The sequence below is a fragment of the Flavobacterium ponti genome (assembly GCF_042652765.1).
Taxonomy (GTDB): Bacteria; Bacteroidota; Bacteroidia; order Flavobacteriales; family Flavobacteriaceae; genus Flavobacterium; species Flavobacterium ponti.
Genome location: NZ_JBHSGW010000014.1, coordinates 1 through 12,149, shown reverse-complemented (window position 1 = coordinate 12,149; position 12,149 = coordinate 1). Strand labels below are relative to the sequence as shown.

Here is a 12,149-nt window from a genome sequence, read left to right as displayed (position 1 = left end):
GAAGTTATAGGATTAGCAATATTTATTGGATCAACTCCTCCTGGTTGAGAATAATAATCCCCTACTGTTAAAGCAGGCAATGAATAAGAATCACAAGCTACTACAGCACTTACTGGATCTAATACAGGAGACGGTGTTATTGTGACTGTATCGGAATTAGATAAAGATAAATTACAACTTCCATCAAACACGTTAACTAAATCAATTGTTGTAGCAGCAGTAATATTAGGAACAGTTATAGTTCCATTTCCACTTGCATCTAAAGTAACATTTTGAGATAATCCATTATCTATCGTATAAGTAACAATAGAATTAGGTATTCCTGTTATAGTAAATATAGCATCTGAATTTTGACATACAGGTGAATTTGTTGACAATGTAGGAGCAGTTGAAGCAGCTAAAATTGTAACAGTCAATGTGTCAGTAAGTGAAGTATTACATGCTCCAACGTTTATATTACTTAAAAGAATTACAACATCACTAGTTGCATTAGCAATATTTATAGAAGCATCACCATTAGCGTCTAAAGTTATATCTTGTGATGCACCTCCATCAATTGTATATGAAACAATTGCGTTAGGACTTCCACCAGTTAAAGTAAAAATTGCATCTGAACCAGAACAAATTGGACTATTTGAGGTAAGTGTTGGCCCTGTTAATGAACTTAAAACCGAAACAGTATGTGTATCTGAAATTGTTGAAGTACAAGTGCTTATAGCTATATTACTTAAAGAAATAGTCGTATCTGATGTGACACCTGGTACTGTTACAACACCATCTCCACTTGCATCTAAAGTAACACTTTGAGAGGCTCCTCCGTCTATTGAGTAAGTTATAATAGCATTTGGTGTTCCTGTTATAGTAAATATTGCATCATCATTAATACAAACAGGGCTATTAGAAGTAATAGACGCTGTCAAAGTATTAACTACAGTAATAGTTGTAGTGTCAGAACTAGAACAAGTTGGGTTTGGATCAGTAGAATCAACTGTTATTGTGTAAGTTCCAATTGCAGAAGGTGTATAAGTTACTGTAGCACCCGAAGTAGTATTTAAATCAGTTGCTGGTGTCCAAGCAAAAGATCCATTACCTCCAGAAGCTACTAAGTCGATAGAGCCTCCTAAACATACTGTCGCAGTAGCTGGTGTTATATCAACATCCGTTTGAGTTCCACCTCCACTTGCACTAATACTATAATCACAGACATCACCTGCAAAACCATCAATCATTAAATAGTAGGTATTCCCTACAACAAGTCCACTTGCAGAAACTGTAGCTGGACCTGTAGGAACATTTCCTGGACTCCAACAAGTTAAGCTTGTAACTGGTCCTGAACCACAAGTAGCAGCTGTAAATATCATCATTTGAATACCATTATTATTGGTACAATTCTGTACAGACACATTAAGTGATATAGTTGTTGATGTAGCAACGAATGTAAGAAATGAATTGTTCTCAATAGAACCACAAAATGCTGTATCTAATTGAGTCCATGAATTATCGCCATATGTTGCTGAAGTATTTCCACAATAACCGTTTAAATTACAAATAGGTTGTGCAGTTGGACAATCATTACCTGCAGCAGGATTTGTTCCACAACCTGCAAATGTAGTGTTGAAAGGGAAAGGTCCTGACCAAAAACTAGTTCCATCTGGACTTCCACAATCAGCCTGAACAAAAAATTCATATTGGAAAGAAGAGTTCAAACCTGTTACAGTAAATGGATTAGTAGAAGCTGGAATAATTGTCGATGAGGAAGTTGGATATCCTGTTCCTGCTGGCTGAACCACAACATTCCAGTTGGTTGCTGTACCTGTTTCATTCCAAGCTAATGTAGCTCCAGTTGAATTTGTAGATACAATTGATAAATTATTTGGTTGAGGACAAGCAGGTGGTGGTACACATAATATTGTAGCATCCCATCCTGGTCTTACAACACTTGTATCTGATGTAAAATTAAATGTTAAACATCCATTTGTTGCTGTAGAAATAAATTGTGGTGGTAAGTTTGTGTTAGTAAAAGTTCCTAATAGAGGAGCAGTTGTTGTACTACCATCATAAATTCTTAAGAAATCGAAATTATTTTCAAGATTAAACGAATTAAAAATCACAACTACTACATCTCCAGGTGTACTAGGACAAATTGTTGTTGTTGTATTCTCACTATTCATATAGTCACCGTTTGGCCCTCCTGAATCATAAAAATGATCACCATTACAATAATTCGGTGGAGGTGTTACACAAACGTTAAATGTTGTAGTTTGTAATGCAGTCGCAACTGCAGTGTAAACTCTTATATAGTATACTTGTCCAACTGTTAATCCTGTAACAGTGCTACTATCAGGGTTACTACATAAAATTTGAGTTAAATTACCGCAAGGGTTTGAAGGGTCAGTTGTAGAATAAACAACATGATTTAAATCTAAAGTTGAACCATTAATATTTAATAAATTAATATTATGTGTTGTATGAGTTGCTACAAATGAGAACCAAACATCATCATCAGCGGAACCAACACAACCATTTGCTTGTGAAGAAGGACTTGCTCCTACAACTGTTCCTGGAGTAACTTGAGTACAGTTTGTATTTGTATTAACTGTAACTGGAGTAGCATTATCACAATTGTCATTTGCTGGTGGTGGTGGTGGTGGTGTACAAGTAGTTGTTAATGTAAACACTCCTTGAGCCGTTCCAAAACCATAAACATATATATAATAATTAGTTCCAACAGTTGTAATGAATTGGACTTGTGATTGATTTCCACAACCTGCAAAATCATCATTACCAGTTACACAAGTGAATGCTCCACATGTTCCAGTTACAACCTGAATTTTAGTATCAAAAGCGGAACCACATAATGAAAAAGTCACTATATCACCTGTTCCTGTGAAACTATACCATAACCCCCCTGAACCTCCTGTAGTTCCGCAAGTCCCTGTTGGAGCACCAGTTGTAGTGGCTCCTTGAGTTGTTTGCGTTATAGGTGCACTTCCACAAACAATAGGGATAGCATCTGCACAAAGGTTGTTGGTTGCCGGACAAAATTGTTGATTAAATACTGCACTATCTTTAAAACAGTTTGCATCTTGATCATTTTGCAAATGCACTGTAACATCAGTTCCATTTGGGAATGGTCCAAATTGCATTGTTCCTGGTGCTGTAAGTGATGGAACTGGAGTTGGTGATGCTGGTGTACTTGTACCTGTTATTGAAGTTGCAGTTCCCATATTTGTAACATTAGCTGTTACATAAAAAGTATCTGGATCTGTTGTACTTGTACAATTTGACAACAAATTAAATGCTGATGTCATGTTTGTACAAGAATTTTCTATAATATTCAAACAATAATCAACACTTTGAGTAGCCGCATTTGTAGCCCAAGAAGAAATCACAACATAGTAGGTCTGACCAATTGTTGGGAAAAAGGTAACCGAATCTGGTACTGTAGTACCATTTCCTCCTGTATTTCCAGCTACACAACTGCCCCCTACATTAGTACAGTTATTGTATACAAACAATCCTGACCAATTTGAATTTGTTAATGAAGTTATTGTAATTGAATTTGCAGTAGTTGCTGTAAAACTATAAACTACATCATCTCCATTTAAATAAGCTGAAGTTGAACCACAACCAGACGAACCTGGACTTCCACTGTAGTCATCTCCATAAGCTGAAGTTGTATCACAAGTACTATAAGGGAAACTAGGCACTACTATTGGTGCTCCACAAGTTTCTCCTAAAGAAGCAGTACAAAAATTAAATGGTCCTATCCATTCACTATTTGCTGCAGTTGGTGTACCAAATGCACACAATGATCTTACATAATAGTCATAACATGTTCCTTGTGTTAAACCTGTTGCAACATAAGGATTTGTAGAAACAACTGTTCCTGTACCAGTTGGAGTACCTGCTGAAGGTACAATTTCAACCTCCCAGTTTGTAGCACTTCCTGGACTTGTCCATCCTAATGTTGAACTTGTCAATGTAGGATTTGTAGCTGTTTGATTTGTTGGATCTAAACATTGCTCAACAATATTAATATCATCAAGAATCCATCTATCACCATTGTCATTTGTCATAACGAAGGCAACATATATTTGTTGTCCAGCATAAGCTGCTAATGAAACAACTTTTTCTTCACAAACATTATAAACATCATTTAATTCCGTTTCAGTCCATGTTTGAATAGTTGTAAAAGTAGAAGCATCAGTTTGAGAAGTAGTTGATACTCTAATTGTATAAATACTACCAAAATTCGCTGCTAAAGTTTGTTTAGCAGAAAAACGCAACTGCGCATTTGCAATTACAGGAACTGTTAAAGGTGATACTAGCCAATCTTCGGCAAAAGTTCCATTGGTAACATTTTCATTGTTCAAATAAGCAGAACGACCGTTACAAGAATTTGGAGCAGGAAGAACACCCCATGATTGAGTCGTTCCAATTCCGTTGTCAAAAACTTTCCAAGTTCCCCCACTTAAAACCCAGTCGTCAGTGGTGTAGTTTGGTACTGTTGTTCCTTCAAAATTCTCTGGAAACTGTGCATAACCAGTAAAAGAAAGAAGCAACATTACTAAAAATAGCGTAATTTTCTTCATCATTATATTGTTGTTTGGTTTGATTTATCTCCAAAAGTAATTAATATTTTGAAAACTAAAAGGGTTTTATTAACATTTTGTGTTAAATTTGTTGAAAAATAAATTACTTGCTTAAGAATTATGATAGAAAAAGAGATAATCAATTTTGAAAGAACAGTTATAGTTGGAATTGTTACGCAAAATCAAGATGAGGAGAAATTAAATGAATATCTAGATGAGCTTGATTTTTTAACATTTACTGCTGGTGGTGAAGTGATTAAGCGATTTTCTCAAAAGATGGACAAACCGAACCCTAAAACGTTTGTTGGAACAGGAAAACTTGAAGAAATAGCATCTTATATAAAAGAAAATAACATTTCAACCATCATTTTTGACGATGAACTTACACCATCACAACAAAAAAATATTACAAAAATTTTTGATATAAAAGTGTTGGACAGAACAAATTTAATTTTAGACATTTTTGCTCAACGTGCACAAACTTCTTATGCAAGAACTCAAGTTGAATTAGCACAATGTATTTATTTACTTCCGAGATTATCTGGAATGTGGACTCACTTAGAAAGACAACGAGGTGGAATTGGAATGCGTGGTCCTGGAGAAACTGAAATTGAAACAGATAGACGTATTGTTAGAGATAGAATTGCTTTATTAAAAGACAAAATCAAAGCTATTGACAAGCAAATGGCTACTCAAAGAAGTAATCGTGGAGCAATGGTTAGAGTAGCTTTAGTGGGTTACACTAATGTTGGAAAATCAACCTTAATGAATGCTGTTGGTAAAAGTGATGTATTTGTTGAAAATAAATTATTTGCAACATTAGACACTACAGTTAGAAAAACAGTTATTAAAAATTTACCTTTTTTATTATCTGATACGGTAGGTTTTATTAGAAAACTTCCTACACAACTAATTGATTCTTTTAAAAGTACTTTGGATGAAGTTCGTGAAGCTGATTTGTTACTTCATGTTGTAGATATTTCGCATCCTGAATTTGAACACCATATTGAATCTGTAAATCAAATTTTGAAAGATATAAAAAGTGATGACAAACCTACAATCATGGTTTTCAATAAAATTGATGCTTATAAACCTGCTTACTTAGCTGAAGACGATTTAATGACAGAAAGAGAACCTAAACATTATTCTTTAGAAGAGTGGAAAAAAACTTGGATGAACAACGTTGGTGAGAAGAATGCACTATTTATTTCGGCAACAGATAAACTAAATTTTGAAGAATTTAGAGAAAAAGTATATGAAGCAGTAAGAGAAATTCATATCACAAGATTTCCATACAACAAATTTCTATATCCTGAATATAGTGAAGCTGTTGAAAAAGATGAAGCATAAAAAAAGACCCTTAATTGGGTCTTTTTTTTATATGTAAATAATTAATAATTTATTTAAAACCCAAAATTAACACCTACACCAATATTTTGACGCGTTTGAAATCCTCTAAAGGCATTGTCATCATAAATGGTTTGAAATGTAAAGTTTGTGGATAAGTACTTATTCACTTTCATTACAATGTTTAATTGGTAATCAATATCTACATTTTGTGGGTCTTCTAAATAATTAGAATATAAGTTTAAAATATTTTCAACGGAAACATTTTCCATAATATTAAACTTATAATATCCATTTAATGCTGCTCCAAATTCATATCTTGAAGTATCTCCTTGCTCAACTCCAAAAGAAGGTCCAAGCTCCGTAAAATGATCATGAACAATAATTAATTTTGAGGTAGCAGGTGCTATATTAAATTTTAAATTATCACTTTTTTTCCACATCATACCTGGTCCTGCTTGAAAGTACGCTGGAGAAAAGAAATGTGAAATTTTTGTAGTTTGTGTTTCAGGATCTAAACCAGTATCCATTTGCGTTTTAAAATTTAAAAATGCAGAGTAATACCAATAACCTGAAGCTTTTTTACCTAATAATGAATTAAATAATAATCTATCATCAGATTTTTGCATTTCTTGGTCTTTTAACTTTGTTAATCCATAACCAACGATTAATTTGTTATCCCAAGACCAATCTTCTTTTTTATAATTAAAATCATAATTAATAAGTAGATTACCTGCAAGACTACTTTGTCCACCAGCTAACCAATTATTATAACTAGCTTGGTTACCAATTAGCGAAAATGTACCCACTTTTAACCAACCATCTGGTTTGTCTTCACCAACTTTTGCGGCTGCTTCTTCTGTTTTTTTTAGATTTTCTTTCTCGTTATCTTGAGCAAATCCAAAAGCAGAAACTAATAATAAACTTAGTACTATTTTTTTCATTTTTGTTTTGTTTTGTTTTAATTAGCAACAAAGTTATATAATGAAAGTTTATGTACAAATTTTATTTAAAAATAAGCTGTTTAACAGTATTTATTGTTTTTTTATCGATTTATATAAAGGAACAGCCGAACATGCTTCACCAAACATAATGCTTTTTGCAAAAGGAATTAATTTTTGAATCGCTAAAACATAGGCTTCTTGTGGCACTGGTTTATTAGAACAACCCTTTAAAATTAAAGGTTTTTGATTATATTTTGAAAAATCTATTTGGTTTAAAGTATCTTGATAGTAGCTTAACAATAAATCGTTCTTAGTTCCTGAACTTATTTTTGAAGCAAAAGGTTGCAAATAAACCGTAACTAATGCAAAAGTCCAAGCTGGTAAAATAGCATCTGTGGAACAATAAATCGAAACTAATGCATCTTTATATTGAGACCAATCATGATTTTTTAACGACTCTCTAAATTCTTTTTCTTTCAACAAAAAACCTTCTACTAACCAATTTGAAACATCGATGGAGAGTATAGGTTGCTTTGGAAAATAATCTTCTAAATCGAAAACTTCCAAAACACTATTTGCTACTTTATTTATAATTTCTTCTGCCATAATTTTTATTGATAACCTTCTGCTTGAAGGGTGAATAATTGTGCGTAAAGTTTATTGTTTACCATCAATTCTTCATGTGTTCCAGATTCTAAAATCGAACCTTCTTCTAAAACTATAATTCTATCTGCTTGACGAACAGTGCTAAATCTGTGTGAAATAATTACACTTGTTTTATTTTTTATCAAATGAATGAAACGCTCAAAAACTTCGCTCTCAGCTTTGGCATCTAACGCAGAAGTAGGCTCATCTAGAATCATGACTTCAGCATTTTTCATGTAAGCTCTAGCTAAGGCAATTTTTTGCCATTGTCCACCAGAAAGTTCTTGCCCTTTTACAAAACGTTTACCTAATTGTTGTTCGTAACCATAAGTTAATTCGGAAACAACTTCATCAGCTAAACTTAATTCGGCCGCTTTTTCAATTCTGTCTTGATTTTCTATTTCATCTATTTTCCCAATAGCAATATTTTCTTTAACTGTGAATTCATATCTAAAAAAATCTTGAAACAAAACTCCAAAATAGGCTTGATATTCACTTTTATTGTATCGATTTATATTGACTCCATCTAACAATATTTCTCCAGAAGTGGGTTCATAAAAACGAAGTAATAACTTGGTCAACGTGGTTTTTCCTGCACCATTTTGACCCACAAAAGCTATTTTTTCACCTGCTTTTATAGAGAAACTTACATCTCTTAAAATTTGATTTTCAGATTCTGGATAAGCAAAAAACACATTTTTAAATTCAAATCCTTTCTGAATTACTTTTGGTAAAGGAACATCTTCAACCGTTTTTGGTTCGATTGAAATATCTATAAAATCAAAATAATCTTTTAAGTACAATGAACTTTCGGAAATACGAGTAAATTTAGAGAAAAAATCTTGTAGACTTTTCATCAATCGGTTAAAACTTCCAGAAAGGAAAGTCAATTCACCCAAAGTAATTACTCCAGACAAAACACGATAAATGATAAAAACATAAGCTGCATAATAACTTACTGAACCCAATAAATTAAACAAAAAACCATAACTTGAACGTTTGATTACAAGCGTTTTATTTAAATTAAAATATTTTGTGGCTAAATTTTTAAAACGATTTACTACAAAATTAGTCAATCCAAAAAGTTTAATCTCTTTGGCTGTTTTGTCGTTTGCACCTATGAATCGTAAGTAGTCTAATTCTCTTCTTTCTGCTGTCCAACTTCTAGCTAAAGAATATTGTTGCTGACTGAATCGAACTTCATTTATAAAAGATGGAATAATGCTTAAAACTAATAAAATTATAAGATAAGGTTCAAAGTAAATTAAACCTGCAACAAGTGTAATAATTGAAATTGTAGTTTGGGCTTGACCTAAAACATTTGACATAAGGTCAACTCGACCCATCGTTTGTGTTCTGGCTCTTTCTAATTTATCGTAAAACTCAGAGTTTTCAAGTAAACTGATATCAACTTCATTTGTTTTTTCAATAATTTTTATGGAAGTATTGATGTTGTATTGATCACCTAAAATTCCGTCTGTTAATGAAATAGCTCGACTAACTAAATCTGAAATTACTACTAAAATAAATTCTAGTAATACGTATTTCCAAAGTTCAGAAAAATCTTTTTCACCTTGAGTGGTGATTCGAATAATTTCATCAATAATGATTTTTCCAATCCATAGTATTACAACTGGTAATAAAGCAGCTATTAATCTACAAAAAGAAGAAATTAGAAACAGTTTTTTATTTGTTTGCCAAATTTCTTTGAAAAAACGAGGTACATAAGTAAGTGAATTAAAAGAAGCTTTTAATCCTATTTTTTTGGTGTCGTTTAATGATTTTAGTTGATTTCTTGCCATTATTTAATGTTCAGTTAATTCGTGTTTAGTAATTAAAACTGCCTACTAAATACTGAATACAGCCAACTGAATTAAAGCATTCCTAATTCAAGTTTTGCCTCTTCACTCATTAAATCTTTGCTCCATGGTGGATCAAAAGTGATTTCAACTTCGCAAGATTTTATTGCATCAATAGATTTTACTTTTTCTTCTACTTCAAGAGGCAAAGTTTCGGCCACAGGACAATTTGGTGAAGTTAATGTCATTAAAATTTTAACGTCATTGTCTTCATTAATCATTACATCATAAATTAAACCTAATTCATAAATATCTACAGGAATTTCTGGATCGTAAATCGTTTTTAATGTTTTAACTACGTTTTCACCTAGGTTTATTTCGTCTTTATATTCTTCCATTTTTAAATTTTCTTTAATTAACTTGAATGCTTCGCTTGAAAACCTAAAGCATACATTTTTATTTGTTTTATCATCGACACTAAACCGTTGGCTCTGGTTGGAGATAAATGTTCTTTTAAGCCAATTTCATCGATGAAATCTGTATTAGCTTCTAATATTGCTTCTGGTTTCTGGTTTGAAAAAACTCGAATTAGAATAGCTATTATTCCTTTAGTAAGAATGGCATCACTATCAGCAGTGAAAACAATGTTTCCCTCATTTTCTTCACCATGAACCCAAACTTTTGATTGACAACCTTTTATTATATTGTCTTCTGTTTTATATTTTTCTTCGATTAATGGTAATGATTTTCCAAGTTCAATTATGTATTCATAGCGTTGCATCCAATCGTCAAACATTGAAAATTCATCTATTATTTCTTCTTGTATTTCTTTTATTTGCATGCTTTCTTATTTCTTTTCTGACAATTTTAGAATTGTGTCAACCAATCCTTTTATTTGAGTTGGTGGTATTGTATGATCAAAACCTTTTGTAGCATAAACTACTTCACCTTTAGTAATCGTTAAATTTGCAGGAGCTTTTCCATCATAGAAGCGTTCTTGTGTTGGCCCTTCTAATTGATTATAAGTTGACAAATCAACTTTATTAAACAGGTCAGCTATTGATTTCCATTCTGCATCTGATAATTTAATTTCATGAGGTTTTTCATCTCTTGAATTAGTAACAAAAAATGTTTTATTTTCAATAATTATTGTTTTATGATACCCTCTACTGTTTGCATCGTAAACCATTTTCACTTTTTCTAAATCTTTATATTCAGAACATCCCTTTGCAAGGAAAACACTCAAAATAATTGTAAATAATAATTTCATAATTTCTATTTTTTAAGATAACATCATCTTTGCTTTTTTAACAGCTTCTACAAAGATATCAATTTCTTCTTTGGTATTATAAAAAGCAAAACTTGCTCTAATAGTACCTGGAATTTTATAGAAATCCATAATAGGTTGAGCACAATGATGTCCAGTTCGTACTGCTATTCCTAATTTATCTATAATCGTGCCAATGTCATAAGGATGTATTCCTTCAATGTTAAATGAAATTACTGAAGCTTTTTTTGACAAATCAGTTGGCCCATAAATAGTAACTCCTTCTATCTCTTTTAACCTTTCTGTTCCATAAACTAAAAGTTCATGTTCATAGTTAGCAATTTCATCAAATCCAATTGAATTCATGTAATCTATTGCTGTTCCAAAGGCAATTCCTCCACAAATATTGGGTGTTCCTGCTTCGAATTTATGTGGTAAATCTGCGTAAGTTGTTTTTTCAAAAGTAACTGTTGCAATCATTTCTCCACCTCCTTTGTAAGGAGGTAATTTTCTTAACCACTTTTCTTTTCCATACAACATTCCAACACCTGTTGGCCCACACATTTTATGTGCAGAAGTCACATAAAAATCAACATCTAAGGCTTGAACATCTGGTTTTAAATGAGGACAAGCTTGAGCTCCATCAATTAATACTGCTGCACCAACTTCATGTGCTTTTTCAATAATTTCTTCAATTGGATTTATAGTTCCTAAAGCATTTGAAATGTGATTACAAAAAACCAATTTTGTTTTAGATGAAAGTAATTTATCATATTCTGACATAATTAATTCACCGTCCAAACTCATTGGAATTACTTTTAAAATGGCTCCTGTTTTCTCACAAAGCATTTGCCAAGGCACAATGTTACTATGATGTTCTAATGCAGAAACGATTATTTCATCTCCTTTTTGAAGAATTGATTCAAAACCATTTGCCACTAAGTTTATACTTTCAGTTGTTCCGGAAGTGAATATTATTTCATATGATTTTCTTGCATTAAAATGTTTCTGAATTTTTAAACGTGCTTGTTCATAAGCATCCGTTGCTAATTGACTCAAAGTATGCACACCACGATGGATATTAGCATTATATCTTGAATAATAATTAACAATTGCATCAATTACTATTTGAGGTTTTTGTGAAGTGGCTCCGTTGTCAAAATAAACTAAAGGTTTTCCGTTTACTTGTTGCGAAAGTATTGGGAATTGAGCACGTATTTTTTGGATGTCTAACATTTCAAAACAATTTGAATGCAAATTTACAACATCATTATTTAAAATTAGAATAAATAAAGGTTAAAAAACATATTTCCCTTTTGATCTTTTATATCTAATTTTATTAAAAAAAGGGTTACTCGTTTGAGTAACCCTTTTTTGTTTATGTTATTTAAAAACTACTTATCTTTTTAATGAAAAGTGAGCTTTAAATTGTTTAGGTACTATTGTACCGTTTGGTTTAATTTCATAATAATCTACTGTGAACCAATAGTCCGTTGCTGGTAGTGGTTGACCGTTTAAGGTTCCATTCCAACCATCTCCTGTTGAACTGATT

Annotated in this window: 10 protein-coding genes; 1 reads left to right on the top strand and 9 read right to left on the bottom strand. The window is 32.1% G+C overall.

Annotation, left to right across the window (positions count from 1 at the left end; all coding sequences use genetic code 11):
- Positions 1-4,598, bottom strand: a 4,598-nt coding sequence (locus ACFO3U_RS07670; RefSeq protein ID WP_379740131.1) for a choice-of-anchor J domain-containing protein, incomplete at its 3' end; no start/stop codon positions are given.
- Between the two features lie 117 nt (positions 4,599-4,715).
- Here ACFO3U_RS07670 and hflX point away from each other — a divergent pair.
- Positions 4,716-5,945, top strand: coding sequence for a GTPase HflX (gene hflX, locus ACFO3U_RS07665; RefSeq protein ID WP_379740129.1), 1,230 nt, complete (start codon positions 4,716-4,718; stop codon positions 5,943-5,945).
- 53 nt (positions 5,946-5,998) lie between these two features.
- On the opposite strand, the gene ACFO3U_RS07660 is transcribed toward hflX, so the two are convergent.
- From ACFO3U_RS07660 to ACFO3U_RS07625, 8 genes are all read right to left on the bottom strand, one after another.
- Positions 5,999-6,886: a DUF3078 domain-containing protein gene (locus ACFO3U_RS07660; RefSeq protein ID WP_379740126.1), complete on the bottom strand. Its 888-nt coding sequence runs from the start codon at positions 6,884-6,886 to the stop codon at positions 5,999-6,001.
- A 90-nt stretch (positions 6,887-6,976) separates the two neighbouring features.
- The gene (locus tag ACFO3U_RS07655; RefSeq protein ID WP_379740123.1) at positions 6,977-7,492 is read right to left on the bottom strand and encodes a DUF2480 family protein; all 516 of its coding nucleotides are present in this window, start codon (positions 7,490-7,492) and stop codon (positions 6,977-6,979) included.
- 5 nt (positions 7,493-7,497) lie between these two features.
- On the bottom strand, positions 7,498-9,333 hold the full coding sequence (locus ACFO3U_RS07650; protein WP_379740120.1) for an ABC transporter ATP-binding protein: 1,836 nt from the start codon (positions 9,331-9,333) through the stop codon (positions 7,498-7,500).
- 71 nt (positions 9,334-9,404) lie between these two features.
- Positions 9,405-9,728, bottom strand: a complete 324-nt coding sequence (locus ACFO3U_RS07645) for an SUF system Fe-S cluster assembly protein (protein ID WP_379740117.1) — start codon at positions 9,726-9,728, stop codon at positions 9,405-9,407.
- A 17-nt stretch (positions 9,729-9,745) separates the two neighbouring features.
- The gene (locus tag ACFO3U_RS07640) at positions 9,746-10,171 is read right to left on the bottom strand and encodes a SufE family protein (RefSeq protein ID WP_379740114.1); all 426 of its coding nucleotides are present in this window, start codon (positions 10,169-10,171) and stop codon (positions 9,746-9,748) included.
- Positions 10,172-10,177: 6 nt separating this feature from the next.
- Positions 10,178-10,600, bottom strand: coding sequence for a hypothetical protein (locus ACFO3U_RS07635; protein ID WP_379740111.1), 423 nt, complete (start codon positions 10,598-10,600; stop codon positions 10,178-10,180).
- A gap of 12 nt (positions 10,601-10,612) precedes the next feature.
- Positions 10,613-11,833 carry an aminotransferase class V-fold PLP-dependent enzyme gene (locus ACFO3U_RS07630; protein ID WP_379740108.1) on the bottom strand — a complete coding sequence of 407 codons (1,221 nt, stop codon included), beginning with the start codon at positions 11,831-11,833 and terminating at the stop codon, positions 10,613-10,615.
- A 162-nt stretch (positions 11,834-11,995) separates the two neighbouring features.
- Positions 11,996-12,148, bottom strand: a complete 153-nt coding sequence (locus ACFO3U_RS07625; RefSeq protein WP_379740134.1) for a T9SS type B sorting domain-containing protein — start codon at positions 12,146-12,148, stop codon at positions 11,996-11,998.
- Between the last annotated feature and the right edge of the window lies 1 nt (position 12,149).

Bases quoted from the DNA above. Each gene is read 5' to 3' on its own strand.
- ACFO3U_RS07640 (WP_379740114.1), bottom strand. From the start codon at position 10,171: ATGCAAATAAAAGAAATACAAGAAGAAATAATAGATGAATTTTCAATG.
- ACFO3U_RS07635 (WP_379740111.1), bottom strand. From the start codon at position 10,600: ATGAAATTATTATTTACAATTATTTTGAGTGTTTTCCTTGCAAAGGGA.
- ACFO3U_RS07630 (WP_379740108.1), bottom strand. From the start codon at position 11,833: ATGTTAGACATCCAAAAAATACGTGCTCAATTCCCAATACTTTCGCAA.
- ACFO3U_RS07650 (WP_379740120.1), bottom strand. From the start codon at position 9,333: ATGGCAAGAAATCAACTAAAATCATTAAACGACACCAAAAAAATAGGA.
- ACFO3U_RS07645 (WP_379740117.1), bottom strand. From the start codon at position 9,728: ATGGAAGAATATAAAGACGAAATAAACCTAGGTGAAAACGTAGTTAAA.
- hflX (WP_379740129.1), top strand. From the start codon at position 4,716: ATGATAGAAAAAGAGATAATCAATTTTGAAAGAACAGTTATAGTTGGA.
- ACFO3U_RS07655 (WP_379740123.1), bottom strand. From the start codon at position 7,492: ATGGCAGAAGAAATTATAAATAAAGTAGCAAATAGTGTTTTGGAAGTT.
- ACFO3U_RS07660 (WP_379740126.1), bottom strand. From the start codon at position 6,886: ATGAAAAAAATAGTACTAAGTTTATTATTAGTTTCTGCTTTTGGATTT.